17 protein-coding genes are annotated in these 17,208 nt (G+C 77.1%); 5 read left to right on the top strand and 12 right to left on the bottom strand.

Annotation, left to right across the window (positions count from 1 at the left end; all coding sequences use genetic code 11):
* The 5 genes from KUM42_RS02275 to KUM42_RS02255 all read right to left on the bottom strand — a co-directional run bounded on the left by KUM42_RS02275 (position 1) and on the right by KUM42_RS02255 (position 5,790).
* Positions 1-2,238, bottom strand: coding sequence for a LuxR C-terminal-related transcriptional regulator (locus tag KUM42_RS02275; protein WP_237494705.1), 2,238 nt, complete (start codon positions 2,236-2,238; stop codon positions 1-3).
* A gap of 82 nt (positions 2,239-2,320) precedes the next feature.
* Positions 2,321-3,157 (bottom strand): biotin-dependent carboxyltransferase family protein, encoded by an 837-nt coding sequence (locus KUM42_RS02270; protein ID WP_237494704.1) that lies wholly within the window; start codon positions 3,155-3,157, stop codon positions 2,321-2,323.
* A gap of 10 nt (positions 3,158-3,167) precedes the next feature.
* On the bottom strand, positions 3,168-3,779 hold the full coding sequence (locus tag KUM42_RS02265; protein WP_237494703.1) for an allophanate hydrolase subunit 1: 612 nt from the start codon (positions 3,777-3,779) through the stop codon (positions 3,168-3,170).
* Complete coding sequence (locus KUM42_RS02260) at positions 3,779-4,528, bottom strand: LamB/YcsF family protein (RefSeq protein WP_237494702.1); 750 nt, start codon at positions 4,526-4,528, stop codon at positions 3,779-3,781. Before KUM42_RS02260 ends, KUM42_RS02265 begins: the two co-directional genes overlap by 1 nt.
* Before the next feature lie 26 nt (positions 4,529-4,554).
* A complete protein-coding gene (locus tag KUM42_RS02255) occupies positions 4,555-5,790 on the bottom strand; it encodes an NRAMP family divalent metal transporter (protein WP_237494701.1) in 1,236 nt (411 codons plus the stop codon).
* Between the two features lie 157 nt (positions 5,791-5,947).
* On the opposite strand from KUM42_RS02255, the gene KUM42_RS02250 reads away from it, so the two are divergent.
* A complete protein-coding gene (locus KUM42_RS02250; RefSeq protein ID WP_237494700.1) occupies positions 5,948-6,661 on the top strand; it encodes a GntR family transcriptional regulator in 714 nt (237 codons plus the stop codon).
* Entirely contained in the window at positions 6,658-7,446 is a 789-nt protein-coding gene (locus KUM42_RS02245; protein ID WP_237494699.1) for a putative hydro-lyase, read from the top strand. Before KUM42_RS02250 ends, KUM42_RS02245 begins: the two co-directional genes overlap by 4 nt.
* Position 7,447: 1 nt before the next feature.
* Here the strand turns inward: KUM42_RS02245 and KUM42_RS02240 are convergent, their stop codons facing one another.
* Genes KUM42_RS02240 through KUM42_RS02225 form a run of 4 tightly spaced genes read right to left on the bottom strand, consistent with a single transcriptional unit; the run spans position 7,448 to position 11,394 of the window.
* Positions 7,448-8,470, bottom strand: a complete 1,023-nt coding sequence (locus KUM42_RS02240; protein ID WP_237494698.1) for a hypothetical protein — start codon at positions 8,468-8,470, stop codon at positions 7,448-7,450.
* 60 nt (positions 8,471-8,530) lie between these two features.
* Positions 8,531-9,577: a hypothetical protein gene (locus tag KUM42_RS02235; protein WP_237494697.1), complete on the bottom strand. Its 1,047-nt coding sequence runs from the start codon at positions 9,575-9,577 to the stop codon at positions 8,531-8,533.
* A gap of 18 nt (positions 9,578-9,595) precedes the next feature.
* The gene (locus KUM42_RS02230) at positions 9,596-10,657 is read right to left on the bottom strand and encodes a hypothetical protein (RefSeq protein ID WP_237494696.1); all 1,062 of its coding nucleotides are present in this window, start codon (positions 10,655-10,657) and stop codon (positions 9,596-9,598) included.
* Complete coding sequence (locus tag KUM42_RS02225) at positions 10,654-11,394, bottom strand: hypothetical protein (protein ID WP_237494695.1); 741 nt, start codon at positions 11,392-11,394, stop codon at positions 10,654-10,656. Before KUM42_RS02225 ends, KUM42_RS02230 begins: the two co-directional genes overlap by 4 nt.
* A gap of 74 nt (positions 11,395-11,468) precedes the next feature.
* Between KUM42_RS02225 and KUM42_RS02220 the strand changes: the two genes are divergently transcribed.
* Positions 11,469-12,239 (top strand): putative protein N(5)-glutamine methyltransferase, encoded by a 771-nt coding sequence (locus KUM42_RS02220; RefSeq protein WP_237494694.1) that lies wholly within the window; start codon positions 11,469-11,471, stop codon positions 12,237-12,239.
* A 102-nt stretch (positions 12,240-12,341) separates the two neighbouring features.
* On the opposite strand, the gene KUM42_RS02215 is transcribed toward KUM42_RS02220, so the two are convergent.
* Together KUM42_RS02215 and KUM42_RS02210 are read right to left on the bottom strand one after the other, a co-directional pair.
* Positions 12,342-13,178, bottom strand: coding sequence for a CoA ester lyase (locus tag KUM42_RS02215; protein WP_237494693.1), 837 nt, complete (start codon positions 13,176-13,178; stop codon positions 12,342-12,344).
* Positions 13,179-13,243: 65 nt separating this feature from the next.
* Complete coding sequence (locus tag KUM42_RS02210) at positions 13,244-13,843, bottom strand: hypothetical protein (RefSeq protein WP_237494692.1); 600 nt, start codon at positions 13,841-13,843, stop codon at positions 13,244-13,246.
* A 50-nt stretch (positions 13,844-13,893) separates the two neighbouring features.
* Between KUM42_RS02210 and KUM42_RS02205 the strand changes: the two genes are divergently transcribed.
* Entirely contained in the window at positions 13,894-14,649 is a 756-nt protein-coding gene (locus tag KUM42_RS02205) for an SDR family oxidoreductase (protein ID WP_237494691.1), read from the top strand.
* A 122-nt stretch (positions 14,650-14,771) separates the two neighbouring features.
* Here KUM42_RS02205 and KUM42_RS02200 read toward each other — a convergent pair whose 3' ends face one another.
* Entirely contained in the window at positions 14,772-15,188 is a 417-nt protein-coding gene (locus KUM42_RS02200) for a VOC family protein (RefSeq protein ID WP_237494690.1), read from the bottom strand.
* Positions 15,189-15,324: 136 nt separating this feature from the next.
* Here KUM42_RS02200 and KUM42_RS02195 point away from each other — a divergent pair, with 136 nt between their 5' ends.
* On the top strand, positions 15,325-17,202 hold the full coding sequence (locus tag KUM42_RS02195) for an HNH endonuclease signature motif containing protein (protein WP_237494689.1): 1,878 nt from the start codon (positions 15,325-15,327) through the stop codon (positions 17,200-17,202).
* Positions 17,203-17,208 lie beyond the last annotated feature (6 nt).

Genomic DNA, 17,208 nt, shown 5'->3' with positions numbered 1-17,208 from the left:
TCAGCCGAGCCCCAGCTCCCGTCCCCGCCGCACCGCGTCCGCCCGGCAGTCGACGCCCAGCTTGCGGTAGAGGCTCGCCACGTGGCCCTTGACCGTGTTGACCGACAGGTGCAGCTCGCCGGCGACCTCCCGCCGGGTCAGCGGCCCGGCCAGGGCGCGCAGCACGGACACCTCCCGGTCGGTGAGCGGCTCGGCCAGCACCGCCCGGCTGTGCTCGGCGGCCAGGCCGCCCGCCTGCCGGGTGAGCTCGCCGATCGGTCCGGACAGGTCCAGCGCGGTGTCCGCGACCGCCTCGCGGGCCTGGTCCAGCAGGGCCAGCGCGGCTGCGCCCTCACGGGTGGCCACGGCGACGCGGGCCGCGGCCACGAGGACCAGCGCGGCGACGGCCGGGTGGGCCTGCACCGCCACCAGCCGGGCCGCCCGGGCCGACCGCCGCCGGGCGCCGGTGAGGTCGCCGGCCCGCTCGTCGAGCAGCGCGCCGGTGGCGTGCAGCAGCGCGACGGCCGGTGCCGCGGCGTCGGCGAGCTGCTCCTCCACGGCGGCGGCCTCGGCCGCGGTCGTGCGCAGCAGCGCCGCCGCGGCGTCGGCGTCACCGCAGGCAGCCCGGCACCAGGCCAGCAGCCCGGCGACCTCCAGCCGTGAGGAGGCCGGCAGCACCTCGACCGCCGGTGCGCTCCAGGCGGCCTCCAGCACCGCGCGCGCGTCGGCGGGCGTGCCGGCGGCGAGCAGGGCGCCGCCCAGCGCCACCCGCGCGACCACCCAGCCCGGCAGCGCCGGGTCGGTCTCGACGTCCACCGCCCGGACGGCGCTCTCCCGCGCGGCGGCCGGGTCGCCGGTGCTGCCGTACACCGACCGCAGGGCGGCGATCGCCCCGGCGCTCGAGGCGAAGCCGGGGTACCCGGGGTCGGCGTCGGGCAGGGCGCGCTCGGCCCGGTCCAGCAGCCCCGGGACCCGCTCCAGCCGGCCGGTGACCCCGGCGGCCCAGGCCAGGGAGACCAGCAGCGGGACGTCGAGGGTGGTCCGTGGTCCGAGCCGGTCACCGAGCTGGGCGAAGACCCCGACCCGCCCGGCGGCGATGAACCAGGCGGCGTGCGCCACGAGCACGGCGGCGGCCCCCGGGGCGTCCCCGGCGGCGAGCCGGGCACGCACCGCCTCCTCGGGCAGCCCGTGCTGCAGCGACCAGTCGGCGGCCCGGCGCTGCAGGTCCGCGACCCGGGCGGGGGAGTCCGCCGCCCGCAGCACGGCCGCCCGGACGAGCGGGTGTGCCCGGTACCAGCCGCCGCCGGTGGCCGAGACCAGGACGCCGTCGCGGTCCAGCGCGGCCAGCCGGGCGGTGGAGCCCGCGGTGTCCAGCGCCGCGTCGCACAGCGACCCCGACACCCGGTCCAGCGCCGCGGCGCACAGCAGCAGGTCCCGGCTCTGCGCCGGCAACCGCTCGAGCACCTCGGCGGTCAGGTACTCCACCGCCGTCCCCTCACCGGGCGGCTCCGGCGGAGTGCGGCCCTCGGCCCGGTCGCGCAGCGCCAGCCCGCCCAGCACCAGGCCGGCCGCCCAGCCCTCGGTGCGGCGCAGCAGGCCGGTCACCGCGGCGGGGTCGGGCACCCCGCGCACCAGCCGGGACAGCAGCTCGCGGGCCTCACCGCCGGTCAGCCGCAGGTCCGCGGTGCCCACCTCGGCCAGCCGGCCCCGGGCGCGCAGCCGCGGGACGCCCACCGGCGGTGCCGAGCGGCTGCCCAGGACCAGGTGCAGCGGCGCCGGGAGGTGGTCGACGAGGAAGTCCAGCCCCTCGGTCACCGGCCCGGCGGGCACCTCGTGCACGTCGTCCAGCACGAGCACCAGCCGGCCGCGGTGGGCGGCGAGCCCGTTGAGCAGCTCGGGGACGGCGACGGCGAGCGGGTCGACCGACGGCACCGCCAGCGCTGCGGCGGCCCGGGCGGTGGCCGCCGGCGCCACCGCGGCCAGGGCGGCCACGACGTGCGCCCAGAACCGGCCGGGGTCGTCGTCGGCGGCGTCGAGGGTCACCCAGGCCAGCGAGCCGGCCGGCTGCGCGGACGCCCAGGCGGCGAGCAGGGTCGTCTTCCCCTCACCGGCCCCGGCGGTCACCGTCGTCACCGGGACGTCGCGTGCGGCGTCGAGCCGGCGGGTCAGCCGCGGGCGGGGCACCAGCGAGGCCGGCGGCGGGGGGACGGTGAGCTTGACCGCCAGCACCGGTCCCGCGGCGCCGTCCGTGCTGGTCACGGCAGTGGTCTACCGGGCCGGGCCCCCGGCGTCCAGCCCCGGGGCGTCTTCGCCGACCCCGCACCCGACCGGGCGGCGACGGTCAGCCGGCGCGCAGCCGCAGGCCCTGGCCGGGGCGCAGCTGGGCGCACCGGTCGACGTCGGCGTCGGTGACGTAGCCGATGACCGGGTAGCCGCCGGTGACCGGGTGGTCGGCGAGGAAGAGCACCGGCGTGCCCGACGGGGGCACCTGCAGCGCGCCGCGGACCATCCCCTCGCTGGGCAGCTCCCCGGCGCGCAGCCGCTCCAGCGGGACGCCGTCCAGTCGCAGCCCGACCCGGTTGCTCTCGCTGGTGACGCTCCACCGCTGCCCGGTCAGCGCGCTCCAGCCGGCGGGGCCGAACCAGTCCGCGCGCGGGCCGGGGAGGACCGCGACGGTCAGGTCGCCGGCCGAGGGGTCGGGCACCGCGGCCAGGTCGACCCCGGGCAGCGGTGCGGCCGGCGCACCGACCGGCAGCACGTCCCCGGCGGCGACGACCGCCGGTCCCAGGCCGGCCAGGACGTCGGTGGCGCGCGACCCCAGCACCGGCGGGACGGCGATCCCGCCCCGCACCGCGAGGTAGGTGCGCAGCCCGGCGGCCGGGGCGCCCAGCCGCAGTTCGGCACCGGCGCGCAGCAGGGTCGGGGCGTCGTGCGGGGAGCCGGGGCAGCGGGCGCCGGTGGTGACCACGAGCAGGTCGGTGTCCGCGCGGACGGCGAGCCCGCCGAGGGTCACCTCCAGCACGGCGGCGTCGAGGGGGTTGCCCACCAGCCGGTTGGCCAGCCGGGCCGAGGCGCGGTCGGCGACGCCGGAGCGGCCGATGCCCAGCGCGGCCTGGCCGGGCCGGCCCTCGTCCTGCACCGTGGTCAGCGGGCCCGGGGCCAGCACGGTGAGGCTCACGACGTCCCCCTCACGACGCCGCCACGAAGCGCACCCGGGTGCCCGGTCGCAACAGCGCCGCCGGGTCGCGGTCCAGGTCGAAGACGGCGACGTCGGTGCGGCCGATGAGCTGCCAGCCGCCGGGGGACTCGCGCGGGTAGACGCCGCTGAACTCCCCGGCCAGCGCGACCGAGCCCGGCGGCACCTTCGTGCGCGGGGTCGACCGGCGCGGCACGTCCCAGGCGCCCCCGGGCTGGACCAGGTAGCCGAACCCGGGCGCGAAGCCGCAGAAGGCGACGGTCCACGCCGCCCCGGTGTGCCGCTCGACCAGCTCGCCGGGGGTGAGCCCGAGCAGGTCGGCGGCGTCGGCGAGGTCGGCGCCGTCGTAGTGCACCGGCAGCTCGACGGTCTCCCCGTGCTGCCGGTCCCCGGGGCGGGGGACCGTCGTCCGCACGGCGTCGGCGACCGCGGCCAGGGTCGTGCGCGCCGGGTCGGTCACCAGCAGCACCGTGCGGGCCGCGGGCACCACGTCGACGACGCCGGCGGGCGGGGCGTCGGCCAGCGCGGCGTACAGCGCCAGGACGTCGTCGAGCCCGTCGAGCTCGACCAGCAGCGCGGCGCTGCCGCTGGGGAGCAGCCGCATCAGGCGAACGGGGTCAGGGCGACCCCGGCGGTGGTCAGCGCGGCGCGCACCTGCCGGGCGATCTCGACCGCGCCCGGGGTGTCGCCGTGCACGCAGATGGAGCCCGGCGTGAGGGTCAGCTCGCCGCCCTCGACGTCCCGGACCGGCTCGCCGGCGGCCATCGCCACGCACCGGGCGGCGATCTCGGCCGGGTCGTGCAGCACCGCCCCGGGCAGCCGGCGGGACACCAGCGTGCCCTCCGGGGTGTAGGCGCGGTCGGCGAACGCCTCGTGCACGACGGTCAGCCCGGCCTCGGCCGCCAGCCGGAGCCATGCCGAGCCCGGCAGCCCCAGCACCGGCAGGGTCGGGTCGAGCGCGACGACCGCGGCGACCACCGCGGCGGCCTGCTCCTCGTGGTGCACGATCGCGTTGTAGAGCGCCCCGTGCGGCTTCACGTAGCGGACCCGGTCGCCGGCGATCCGGGCGAAGGCCTGCAGCGCGCCGACCTGGTAGACCACGTCGGCGGTGAGCGCCTCGGGCTCCATGTCGATGAACCGGCGGCCGAAGCCGGGGAGGTCGCGGTAGCCCACCTGCGCGCCGATCGCGACCCCGGACTCGACCGCCTTCGCGCACACCCGCCGCATGATCGCGGCGTCGCTGGCGTGGAAGCCGCAGGCGACGTTGGCGCTGGTGACCACGCCGAGCAGGGCGTCGTCGTCGCCGAGGGTCCACTGGCCGAAGCCCTCGCCGAGGTCGCTGTTGAGGTCCATGCCGCTCTCCTTGCCCGGTCGGCCGGTCAGCGGAACAGGTCGATGACCGGCTGCACCGACCGGACGGCCAGGAACAGCGTCAGCAGCCAGGCGACCCAGCCGATCACCAGCAGCCAGCGCGGGTAGCGGTAGCCGTTGAGCAGGTCGGTGCGGCGGGTGGCCACCCACAGCAGGACGGCGATGCCGATGGGCAGCAGCAGCCCGTTGAACGCCCCGGCGAACACCAGCAGCGTCGTCGGTGCGGTGCCGATCAGCAGGTAGACGGCCGTGGTGACCGCGATGAATGCGACGACGAGCAGGGTGCGCGTGCGGTCCGACGTCGTCCGGGAGGTCACGAAGGACACCGACGTGTAGCTGGCACCGATGACGCTGGTGATCGCCGCGGCCCACAGCACGATGCCGAACACCCGCAGGCCCACCTCGCCGGCGGCTTGCTGGAACGCCGAGGCGGCCGGGCTGGCCGGGTCGAGGGCCGCACCACCGGCGACGACGCCGAGGATGGCCAGGAACAGCACCACGCGCATGACCGCGGTGATCAGGATGCCGGTGATGGAGCCGCGGGTGATGTCGCGGACGTGGTCGGCACCGCTGACGCCGGAATCGAGGAGCCGGTGTGCGCCGGCGTAGACGATGTAGCCGCCGATCGTGCCGCCGACCAGGGTGGTGATCGCCAGGAAGTCCACCTGCTCGGGCAGGACGACGTTCTTGAGCGCCTGACCGACGGGCGGGCCGGAGGTGATCGCGATGTAGGCGGTCAGCGCGATCATCGCGATCCCCAGCACGACGACGATCCGGTCGACGGCGACGCCGGCCTTCTTGCTGAGGAAGATGCCGATCGCGATCAGTGCCGACAGGGCTCCGCCGAGCTTCGGGTCCAGCCCGAGCATCGCGTCCAGGCCCAGCCCGGAGCCGGCCACGTTGCCGATGTTGAACACCAGCCCGCCGACGAGCAGGAAGGCGGCCATCACCCAGCCGAGGCCCGGGGCGACCAGGTTGCCCAGCTCCTGGGCGCGGCGGCCGCTGACGCCGATCACCCGCCAGACGTTCAGCTGCAACGCGATGTCGACCAGGATCGAGATGACGATCGCGAAGGCGAAGGCCGCGCCCAGCCGCACCGTGAAGGTGGTGGTCTGGGTGATGAAGCCCGGCCCGATCGCCGAGGTGGCCATCAGGAACATCGCGCCCAGCAGGGTGGAGCGGGTGCTGGTGGCCAGCCGCCCGCCCGGTGCCGGTGTCGTGGTGCCGTGCGACTCGTGCGCCATGGGAGCTCCCCGGTCGGGTCGGTCGGGACCGCACTGCGGCACCCGTCGGGGCGTCGTCCCCTTGGCGGGTGAACCTAGAGAGTTGTTGAACAATCCGACAAGAGGATCGCTGCACATTTAACTGCCGCGACACACGCCGACCGGGCAGGATGGCCGCATGACCGACGCGCACGACGAGGGCTGGCTGCGCACCGTCGCCTCCGAGGTGCGCAGCTTCGACCGGTCCAGCACCGCCGAGCGGGTCGCGGAGCTGCTGCGCGCCCGGGTGATCGAGGGCGACCTGCCCCCGGGCACCCGGCTGAGCGAGGAGCAGCTGGTCGAGGTCCTGCACGTCTCCCGCGGCACCCTCCGCGAGGCGTTCCGGCTGCTCACCCACGAGGGCCTGCTGGTGCACCGGCTGCACCGCGGCGTGTTCGTCCCCGAGCTCGACGAGGACGACCTGGTCGACCTGTACCGGGCCCGCCGCGCCATCGAGGGCGGCGTCGTCCGGCGGCTGGAGGGCACCGACGCTGTCGCGTTGCGGCCGCTGCACGACGCGGTCGCCGCCGGTGAGGACGCCACCCGCCGTGGTGACTGGCCCGCCGTCGGGACGGCGAACATGCGCTTCCACCTGGCCCTGGTGGCGCTGGGGCGCAGCCGGCGGCTGGACGAGACGGCGGCGCGGCTGTTCGCCGAGCTGCGGCTGCTCTTCCACACCATCGACAGCCCGCGCTCGCTCCACGAGCCCTACGTGCAGCGCAACCGGGCGCTGCTGGACCTGCTGGCCGCCGGTGACACCGAGCAGGCGGCGAAGGAGCTCGACGCCTACCTGCACGACTCCGAGGCGCAGCTGCTCTCCGTCCACCGCGACTCACCCCGGAGGAACCCGTGACCGCCACCCTGCCCGCGGCCGACCCGGCCGCCGCCCGCGCGCACTTCCGCGACGGGCTCGCCGTCCCCTCCTCGGGCTGGGCGCCCGGGCACACGCAGGCCAACCTCGTCGTCCTCCCGCGGGAGTGGGCGTACGACATGCTGCTGTTCGGCCAGCGCAACCCGCAGCCGGTGCCGCTGCTGGACGTCACCGACGCCGGGTCGTACCGCACGGCCCTGGCCCCGGACGCCGACCTGCGCTCCGACCTGCCCCGCTACCGCGTCTGGCGCGACGGCGAGCTGGTCGCCGAGCCGACCGACGTCACCGACCTGTGGACGCCGGACCTGGTCGCCTTCCTCATCGGCTGCAGCTTCAGCTTCGAGACCGCCCTGCTGGACGCCGGCGTCCCGGTGCGCAACATCGAGCAGGGCCGCAACGTGTCGATGTACCGCACCGACCGGCAGTGCCGGCCCGCCGGGCGGCTGTCGGGCCCGCTGGTGGTCTCCATGCGCCCGGTGCCCGGCTCCACGGTCGCCACCGCGGTGCAGGTCACCGGCCGGATGCCCCAGGTGCACGGTGCGCCCGTGCACGTCGGCGACCCGGCGGGCCTGGGCATCGCCGACCTCGCGCAACCGGACTTCGGCGACCCGGTGGAGCTCGCCGACGGCGACGTCCCGGTCTTCTGGGCGTGCGGGGTCACCCCGCAGGCGGCGCTGATGGCCTCGCGCCCGCCGTTCGCGATCACCCACGCGCCCGGGCACATGTTCGTCACCGACGTCCCGGACGCCGTCTACCGCCAGCTCTAGGTCAGCCCTGCCGGACGTCCTCGGCGCAGCGGTCGAAGGCCGCGGTGTTCTCCGCGGCCTCGGCGCTGCTGAGGGCCCCGCCGCCGGGGGCGCTGACCGGTCCGCCGGTCCAGCTGAGGTCCAGGCCCGAGGGCGCCAGGGTCACCCGGAAGCCCTGCGGGGTCAGGCAGTCGCGCAGCCGCAGCCAGTAGGCGGCGTTCCGGTCGGGGTGCAGCGGCACCCCGCGCAGCGGCGCGTTGAGGGTCCGCGGCGCACCGGCGCCGACGATCTGCCCGTCGCGGTAGGCGATGGCCACCCCGGCGTGGTCGACCAGCGGCGTGGCCACCTCACCGAGGGAGACCCCGTCGACGACGGGCAGCTCGGCGTAGGAGCGCACCAGCCGGCCGGTGGCGTCGCGGTCCTGGCCGGGGGAGTACTCGACCCGGTCGCCGGGCAGGCCGACGACGACCAGCGGCCCGGTGGGCCCGCTGGCGTCCTGCAGCGTGATCGGCACGTCCGGTGCGGCGTCGCCGGTGCCCAGCCACAGCGTCAGCCGCTCCGGCGGCGCGCCCGCGCGGCCGGCGAACCAGGCGGTGCGGAACCCGTCGCCGACCCGCCCCATCACCAGCGCCCAGCGGTGCCCACCGGGGACGTCGCCGGCGAACAGCACCCGGCGGGTGTCCGCAGGAGGCGAGAGCACCCCCAGCGCCGCGTTCGGCGGGCTCGCCCACTCGATGGCCGCCACCCCGGCCACGAACTCCGCGTCCCCGGCCAGCGACCCGCGGGTGGGGACGTCATACAGCGAGGGGCCGGCCGGCTCCACCACGTCGGCGGCCGGCGGGGGCGCCGGCTGCGCTGCCGGGCCGGGGAGCGCGGCCAGGACGGCGACGGCGACGGCGACCGCTGCGGCCGCGGTCCTGCCCGCGTGCCGCCGGCGGCGCCGGGTGCTCAGCGCGAGCGCGCGGGCGGCGGTGTCCGCGGGGCGGGGCGCGTGCCGGGCGAGGAGGGTCAGCCGGTCCCGCAGGTCCTGCTGCACGTCGGGCACCCGGGCTCCCTCCCTCGGCGTCCCCGCGATCCTCCCTCGTCCCGGCCGCCGGCCGCTGGGTCAGTCCGTGGCGGGTCCGAGGTAGCAGGCCTCGCTGGCCCGGTCCCGCTCGGCCTCCTCGGCGCTGGAGAGCGCACCGGTCCGCGGGTCCTCGAAGTAGACGCCCGCGCTCGGGGGTGCGGCTTGCACCGTGAACCCCGCCGCGGTCAGGCACTCCGCGACCGCCGTCGGGTCGGGCGGGGTCTCCGGGAAGTCGGTGGGCGTCCACGGCGGGGTGCCCGTGTTCAGGATGATGCCCACCGGGGTGCGCACGCCGTTGCGGAGCTGGACCAGCTCCGCGGACGTGTCCGGGCCGAACGCGACCGGGGTCTTCACGAGGCCGACGAGCGCGCCGTCGACCTCGCGCAGCTCGGTGAACTCCCGCCCCAGGCTGCGGTCGGGGGCGCGGTCGAGGGTGGCGGAGTACTCCGCACCGACCCCCGGGTCGGCCAGCACCACGAGCGGTCCGGTCTCCGCGGACACGTCCATGAGCGCGAGCGGCAGGCCCCGCGCGTAGCCGGTCGGGCCGTAGGCCTCCGACAGCTCCGCGGGCGCCGCGCCCCGCGGACCGGCGAACCAGTTGATCACCCACTGCGAGCCGCTGCGGGCCATGACCACGGCCCAGCGGTGACCGCCCGGCACGTCCGCGGCGTAGACCACCCGGCGCGAGTCGGCGTCGGCGGGCCGGGAGAGCTCGATCCCACCGGACGCCGACGACCACGGCAGCGCCGCCACCGCGGCCAGGAACCCCGGGTCGTCGGCGAGCGACCCGCGCGGCGGCTGCTCGTAGACCGCCGGCGGCCGGGGTCCCGAGGGCGCCGTCGCGGCGGCCTGGACGGCGGGCACCACGTCGGCGGGCCGGGCGAGCGTCGCGGCGGTCCCGAGCACGGCCACCGCTCCGGCGGCGGCCACCCAGCGGACCGCACGGACCCTGCGGCCGCGGTTCACCGCGAGCACCCGCTGGGCCGTGCCGTCGCCGTCGGGGAGCGGCGCGCGCTGGGCGAGGCGGGTCAGCCGGGCGCGGACGTCCTGGTGCCCAGCCGGCCCGTCCGTACCCGCTCGCGCCATGGGGGCGTCCGTCACTGGTCAGCCCCCGTCCGCCTGCACGTGGCAGGCCGCGGCCGCCTCGTCCCGGGCCGCGACCTCGGCGCTGGTGATCTCGTCGCGGTCGCTCTCCGACCAGGCCACATCCTGGGCGCCCGGGCCGTCCTGCACCCGCAGCCCGAGCGCCGTCAGGCACTCCGCCACCACCGCGTCCTCCGGTGGCTCGCCGACCCCGTCGTACCAGCTGTCCCACGGGGCGTGGGTGTAGTGGACCTCGTAGACCTGCGACCGGCTCGCGCCGCGGACCTGGTACAGCTCCCCGGCGTCGTAGGTGAGCGGCGTCGTCACCGAGCCCAGCAGGGCGCCGTCGACGACCGGGAGCGGGTCGAAGTCGCGGACCAGCCGACCGTCGGGCGCGCGGTCGCGGCCGGGGGAGAACTCGGCCGAGACCCCGGGCTCGGCGAGCACCAGGAGCGGGCCGCGGCCCTCGGAGGCGTCCATGACCGCCAGGGGGGCCAGACCCGACCAGGGGAGGGGCGCGTAGGCCTCGACCAGCTGGGACGGGGCGGCCCCGCGCGGGCCGGAGAACCAGTTCACCGCCCACTGTTGCTGCCAGCGGGCCATCACCACGACCCAGCGGTGCCCGCCGGGCACGTCGGCGGCGTAGACGACCCGGCGGCTGTCCGGTTCGACCTGGCGGAGGGCTCCGGAGGCCGGGTCGAGCACGCCCGACCACGGCAGCGCCGCCGCCTGCGCGAGGAACCCGGCGTCGTCGGCGAGCGACCCGCGGGCCGGCTGCTCGTAGACCTGCGGTGGCGGGGTGCCCGCGGAGCTGCTCGGAGCCGGCTGCGCGGCTGCGACCACCTCCTCGGGCCGGGCGAGGGTGGCAGCGGTGCCGAGCACGACGACGGCCACGCCGGCGGCGACCCACCGGGCTGCGCGCAGTCTGCGGTGCCGGTTGGTGGCCAGCGCACGGTCGGCGGTGTCGCCGCTCCCCGGCACCCCGGCCGCGAGCCGGCGCAGTCGGGCGGCGACGTCGTGCGCGTCGGTGCCGTGCGCGTCGGTGGAGCGCAGGTCGGTACCGGGCACGTCGGTACCGGTCACGTCGGCCTCCGGTAGATCGCCCACGGGTCGTCGTCTGCGGCGGGCACGGACCCGGCGGGCAGGGACCCGGCGGGCGCGGGGGCGGCAGGTGCGGCGGCGGGCACGGGTGCGGTTCCGGCCGGAGGTGTGGCGGTGCCCGGGCGGCGGAAGGCGGCGTCCGGGTCGCCGTCCGCGCGCGGCCCGCGGGCCCAGACGCTGGTGGCGGGCGGCACGGCCACCGGCACCGGCTCGGGGTGAGCGTCGGGTGCGGGGTCGGGCTCGAGCAGGTCGCCGAGGGTCTGCACGGCGGTGTCCAGGGCGTCGGCCACCACGCGAGGCGAGCGGCCCAGCAGCTCCGCGACCGTCTCCTCGTCCTGCCCCTCGACCAGCCGGAGGACGACGACCGCACGGGCGGTGGGGCCGAGGGCGGTCAGTGCGGCCAGCCAGCGGCGGTCACCGGGGTCGAGGCGGTCGACGGCGGGCCGGTCGTCGTCCGGTCCGTCCAGGGTGCCGATGGTCCCGCCGGACGCGGAGAGCCGGGTGCCCCCCAGCGCCGCGGTGACCAGTGCCGTGCGGGTGTCGGCCAGCGCGTCGGCGGGCGTGGACAGCCGGCGCCAGCGGCGGTGGGTGCGGGCCAGCGCGGCGACCACCAGGTCGTCGGCCTGCGCCGGGTCGCCGGTCAGCAGCAGGGCGGTGCCGCGCAACTGCTGCTCGCAGTCGGCGACGAAGGTCGCGAAGTCGTCGGTCTGCCGGTCCATCCCCGTCCTCCGTTCGTCGCCGCACTGTAGGGGGCCGGAACCGTTCCGTCAGCCAGGCGGCACACTCGGCGGTGATGACGTCACCCGATCCCACCGTCGTCGCCCGGCTGCGCGCGGCCGGCTGTGTGTTCGCCGAGGACGAGGCGGTGCTGCTCGAGGCCGCCGCACAGACCCCCGCCGAGCGCGACGGGCTGGTCGCCCGCCGGGTGGCGGGGGAGCCGCTGGAGCAGGTGCTCGGGTGGGCGGAGTTCTGCGGGCAGCGGTTCGTCGTCGAGCCGGGGGTGTTCGTGCCACGCCGGCGCACCCAGCTGCTGGTCGACGCGGCCGTGGCGGTGGGCGGCCCGGGTGCCGTCGTCCTGGACCTGTGCTGCGGGGTGGGCGCGGTCGGTGCCGCGGTCGCCACCGCGCTGGGCGGGGTCGAGCTGCACGCTGCCGACGTCGACCCCGCGGCCGTCCGCTGCGCGCGGCGCAACCTGGCCGGGCTCGGGGCCGTGTACGAGGGCGACCTGTTCGACCCCCTGCCGGTCGCGCTGGCCGGCCGGGTCGACCTGCTGGTCGTCAACGCCCCCTACGTGCCCACCGCCGCGATCGCGCTCATGCCGCCGGAGGCGCGCGACCACGAGGCTCGCGCGGCGCTCGACGGCGGCGCGGACGGGCTCGTCGTGCACCGCCGCGTCGCCGCCGGCGCGCGGCGCTGGCTGGCACCGGGCGGGACGCTGCTGATCGAGACCAGCCGGCGGCAGGCGCCGGGCACGCAGGCGCTGGTCGCCGGAGCCGGCCTCGCCGCTCGGGTGCTCACCGACGACGAGCTCGACGGCACTGCGGTCGTGGGCCGGCTGGGCTGACAGCCCTCCGACCCGACCGGAGCCGGACGACGGTCGAGACCTGCCCGTGGCGCTGTGGGCAGGTCTCGACCGGTGGGCGACCCAGGAGGGCCGGCCCGGGTGTCAGGAGGGCTGGACGCCGAAGGCCGTCGCGAGCTTCTCGATCTTGCGGGCGCGGCCGAGCCGGGGCAGGTCGCTGCCGTCGCGGATGACCTGGCCGCGGGCGTCGAAGTCGGCCAGGAAGTCGCGGGCCCAGGCCACGTCGGAGGGTGCGGGGCTGATGACCTCGTTGATCACCGGCAGCTGGTCGAGCTGGAGGCACAGCTTCCCGGTGAGGCCCAGGGAGACCGTCAGCGCCGACTGCTCGCGCAGGATCGGGTGGCTCGCGCTCACCGTGGGGCCGTCGATCGGGCCGGGCAGGCCGCCGACCCGGCTGGCGATGACCAGGCGGGAGCGCGGGTAGGCCATCGCCAGGTCGTCGGCGCTGGTGCCGGTGTCGCGGCGGTAGTCGCCGCTGCCGAAGGCCAGCCGGAAGGCGCCGCGGGCCGAGGCGATGTGCACGGCCTCCTCGATGCCCAGGGCGGACTCGACCAGCGCGAGCACCGGGGTCGCGCCGCCGAGCCGGTCGAAGGTCTCGGTGACGTGCTCGGCGGCCTCGGTCTTGGCCAGCATGACGCCGGCGAGGCCAGGCACGCCCTTGAGCTCGTCGACGTCGTCGGACCAGAACTCGGTGGACCGGTCGTTGATCCGCACCCAGGCGCGCTTGTCGCCGGAGGAGAGGTAGTCGACGACGTCGGAGCGGGCGCCCGGCTTGCGGGCGGGGTCGACGGCGTCCTCGATGTCGAGCACGACCTGGTCGGCCCGCGACGCGTGCGCGTCGTCGAAGAGCTCGGTACGGGCGCCGTTGACCAGCAGCCACGAACGGGCGATCCCGGGGTCCACGCTTCTGCCTCTGTGCACGCGGACATTGTGGCGGGGGCCACCTCCGGCGTCTCCTCCGGGGTCACCGGTGCCCGTGGAACCGGTCACGCCGCGGTGCGCCCGAGCCGGTCCAGCAGGCCCAGGTGCCAGTCGACGTCGACCCGCCGGCCGCTGGACCCGCGGGGCCGGACCAGGTCGAAGCGCACCAGCTCCGGGTCGCGGCCCGGCCGGCGGGAGTCGGCCCACAGCAGCGCCAGGTGGTCGCGCCGTGGCGGGCCGACCGGGACGACGTCCAGGGCCAGCTGCAGGTGCAGCTGCGCGGTGGGCTGCTGGGCGTAGTAGTCGCGCAGGCCCTGGGTGTCGGCGGCGGGCAGCTCGCCGTCCTCGGAGTGCCAGACCCGCAGCACCTCGGTGGGCGTGCGGAGGATCAGCCCGCTCATCGGCAGGCCGAGGTTGTCGTTGCCGGGTTCCAGCAGCTCCAGCTGGGTGCCGAACGGGTCGTCGTCGTGCTCGGCGTAGGGGCGCAGCTGCTCCATCGCCTCGCGCCGGACCAGCTGGTGGTCGAGGTGGCGGTCGGCGGAGGGCAGCCAGCCGTGCTCGGCGTGGATGGCCCGGCTGACGGTGAGCCCGCGGAGGAGGGCGTCGCGCACCTCGACCAGCAGCGGGTGCAGCCGGCGGACGACGGCGTCGGAGGGGTGGTCCACGGGCAGGAGTGTGCCGGGCGGGTCCGACGTTCCCGGCAGACTCACCGGCCGTGTCCTCCTCCGCGCGCCCGCTCACCCTCGTCACCGGCGGCAGCCGGGGGATCGGTGCGGCCACCGTCGTGCACCTCGCCGGCCTGGGCCACGACGTCGTCGTCGGCTACCGGAGCAGTGCAGCCGAGGCCCGGGCCGTGGTGTCGGCCGCGGAGGCGCTCGGGGCGCGGGCGGTCGCCGTCCGGGCCGACGTCGCCGACCCCGACGACGTCGACGCGCTGTTCGACGTGGCGGCCGGGCTCGGCCCGCTCACCGGGCTGGTGGCCAACGCCGGGCTCACCGCACACCTGGGCGACCTCGCCGACACCCCGGTCGAGGTGGTCCGGCAGGTGCTCGACGTCAACCTGCTCGGCGTCGTCCTCTGCGTGCGGCGGGCGGCTCAGGTCATGTCGCGGCGGCGGGGCGGGGGCGGCGGTGCGATCGTCACCGTCTCCTCGAGCGCGGCGACGCTGGGCTCACCGCACGAGTACGTGCACTACGCCGCCGCGAAGGCCGGCGTCGACGCGCTGACCACGGGCCTGGCCAAGGAGCTCGCGGACGACGGCGTGCGGGTCAACGCGGTCGCGCCCGGGCTGGTGCGCACCGGCATCCACGCCGGGGCCGGGGACGCCGGGCGGCTGGACCGGGTCGTCGCTCGCGTGCCGATGGGGCGGGCGGGGGAGCCCGACGAGATCGCCCCCGCCATCGCGTGGCTGCTCGGGCCCGAGGCGAGCTACTGCACCGGCGCCGTGCTGCGGGTGGCCGGCGGGCTGTAGGTCGGCGGGTGCGCCCGTCGTCGTCCGGGCGGTGCGAGGTGGGCTGTGGGTCGCCGGGTGTGCAGCCGGAGGGCTGCTGGTCGCCGGTCGCGCCCGTTGCTGTCCGGTCGGCGGGCGGCGCGTCACCAGGCCGGGACGGTGCCGTCCGGCTGCAGGAACTCGAGGCGGTTGCCCACGGGGTCGTCGACGTAGCACCGGCGGTGCCCGGGGAAGTCGCCGTCCCAGCGGACCTCGATGCCGGCGGCGGCGAGCCGGGCGACCAGGGCGTCGATGTCGCGCACCAGGATGCCCGGGTGGGCCTTGCGGGCGGGGCGGAAGTCGGCCTCGACGCCGAGGTGCAGCTCCAGGACGTCGCCCCGCACCCAGAGTCCACCGCGGGCGGCCAGGGCCGGCGGCTTGGGCACCTCGGTGAGGCCGAGGACGCCGACGTAGAAAGTCCGGCAGGCGTCCTCGCTGCCGGCCGGGACGGCCAGCTGGACGTGGTGCAGCGCGAACCCCAGGGGCGTCTCGGCGTGCGGCCCGTAGCCGTGAGCGGTCACGGGACGAGCTTGCCGGAGGGGCGCACCCGTCGCCCGGACGGCTCACCGGCACGGCCGCTGCGCCGTCGTCGTCGGGGGCTGTCGCGGCCTCGTCCGGGACGGCGGAACTGTCGTACCCCTCGCATAGCTTCGGGTCGTGTTCAGCGGCTACGGGGTGGGGATCACGGTCGTCGACCGTGCCGAGCTCCGGGGCGCCTGGCCGCCGCCTCCACCTGGCGTCACGCGGCGGCGGTCGCGGCTCTCGGAGCTGCTGGCGCCGGAGTCGTTCTGCGAGTCCGAGCTGGTGCGGGAGATGGGTGCGGTCGCCGACGGGCGGGGGCAGTTGGCCGCCTACGACGCGTTCCTGATCGCGCAGATGGCTGCCCGCCGTCCGGCGCAGACCGATCTGACCGAGGACCAGCCCGGCCACGGGGTGGAGGGCTGGGCGCCGACTCGGGTGCCGGTGGGTGTCTCGGAGTTCCTGGTCGACGAGCTGGCGCTGATGCGTGGCATCTCGCTGGCGGCAGCGACGGGGTTGGCGGAGCGGTCGCTGGCACTGGTGCGCGAGCTGCCCGCCACCTGGGAGGCGCTGGCCGACGGGCTGGTGGACGAGCCGCGGGCGAACGCGATCGTGCGTGCGCTGGCCGGGCAGTCGCAGTCAGCGGGTGGTCCGGTGGAGCCCGCGGTCGTGGCCGAGGTCGAGGCGCAGGCGCTGGAGTGGGCGCATGCGGGGGAGACCCCGGCACGGTTGCGGGAGCGCACTGCCGCGGCGCTGATCGCCGTCGACGCGGCGGCTGCTGACCGGCGGCGGAAGAAGGCGGAGCGGGCGGCCGATGTGCGGGTGCGGTCGGTCGGTGACGGCATGTCGGAGCTGATCGCGGACCTGCCGACACCGGTCGCCGCCGCGTGCCGGGAGACCGTCGACCTCTACGCGCGGATGGCGAAGGACGACGGCGACGAGCGGCCGATCGGTCAGCTGCGCGCGCTGGTCCACGCTGACCTCATCCTGCGGCCGTGGGACACCAGCCGGGAGCCGGTGACCGCGCACCTGCAGCTCGTCGCCCCACTACCGGCCATGGGTGAGGGTGCGGGCGGCCGGGCCATGACGCAACGCTCGCCGGCCTGGTCGCCGACCGCCCGCGACGCCGGTCGGTCACCGACCGAGCCACGCTCACCCGACCCGGCGGGCACGGCGACCGAGCCGCCCACACGCGACCCGGCGGGGGCGCCGACCGAGCCCCCCACGCGCGACCCGGCGGGGGCGCCGACCGAGCCGCTCACACGCGACCTGGCGGAGGCGCCGATCGAGCCGCCCGCCCGCGACCTGGCGGGGGCGCCGACCGACGAGGACGCCGCGTCGGTGGACGGTGCACCGATCACCCACCAGCAGCTCCGCGAGCTGTTGGAGCAGTTGGACTCGCTCTGCCCCGGCGGGCTGCAGGCGCCGACGGGCGGCACCCTGGACATCTCCCTGGTCGACCCGGCCACCGGCGAGCTGCGGGCGACCGTCACCCGACCGGAACTGCAGCGTCTGGTCCGCCGCGGCTGTCCGCACCATCCGCGCGATCGGCGGGACGAGACCCGAGCGGCCCGGCCGGAACCCGACGGTCCTGCAGCGGGGCAGTGCGCTTGCCCGATGCTCGACCGGCCAGGGGCGGTCGACCGCTACACACCCAGCCCGGCGCAGCGCCGTTTCGTCCACGCCCGCGACCGCACCTGCCGCCATCCCGGTTGCCGGCGCCCCGCGGCCCGGACCGACCTCGACCACGTCGAGGCCCACGCCGCCGGCGGCGCGACGGACTGCGCGAACCTGTGCTGCCTGTGCCGCAGGCACCACCGGCTCAAGACCCACGCCCCCGGCTGGCGGTTCGTCATGTCCACCGACGGGGTCCTCTCGGTGACCACGCCCAGCGGGGTGACCCGCACGACCCGGCCACCGGGCCTCCGGCTGCTCACCGGACGGCAGCCGCTCACCCCACTGCAGCTCGCCACGACCGGCAGCCCACCCGACGCAGACGACCCGCCACCCTTCTGACCACCA

It is taken from the genome of Modestobacter sp. L9-4, from assembly GCF_019112525.1.
Taxonomy (GTDB): domain Bacteria; phylum Actinomycetota; class Actinomycetes; order Mycobacteriales; family Geodermatophilaceae; genus Modestobacter.
Note: the sequence above shows the minus strand (reverse complement) of the source record. Positions and strands in the feature narration are given on the sequence as shown.

What these genes read in the sequence shown, in the direction of transcription:
- KUM42_RS02220 (WP_237494694.1), top strand. Translation starts at nt 11,469, where the DNA reads ATGACGTCACCCGATCCCACCGTCGTCGCCCGGCTGCGCGCGGCCGGC.
- KUM42_RS02225 (WP_237494695.1), bottom strand. Translation starts at nt 11,394, where the DNA reads ATGGACCGGCAGACCGACGACTTCGCGACCTTCGTCGCCGACTGCGAG.
- KUM42_RS02255 (WP_237494701.1), bottom strand. Translation starts at nt 5,790, where the DNA reads ATGGCGCACGAGTCGCACGGCACCACGACACCGGCACCGGGCGGGCGG.
- KUM42_RS02250 (WP_237494700.1), top strand. Translation starts at nt 5,948, where the DNA reads ATGACCGACGCGCACGACGAGGGCTGGCTGCGCACCGTCGCCTCCGAG.
- KUM42_RS02235 (WP_237494697.1), bottom strand. Translation starts at nt 9,577, where the DNA reads ATGGCGCGAGCGGGTACGGACGGGCCGGCTGGGCACCAGGACGTCCGC.
- KUM42_RS02260 (WP_237494702.1), bottom strand. Translation starts at nt 4,528, where the DNA reads ATGGACCTCAACAGCGACCTCGGCGAGGGCTTCGGCCAGTGGACCCTC.
- KUM42_RS02265 (WP_237494703.1), bottom strand. Translation starts at nt 3,779, where the DNA reads ATGCGGCTGCTCCCCAGCGGCAGCGCCGCGCTGCTGGTCGAGCTCGAC.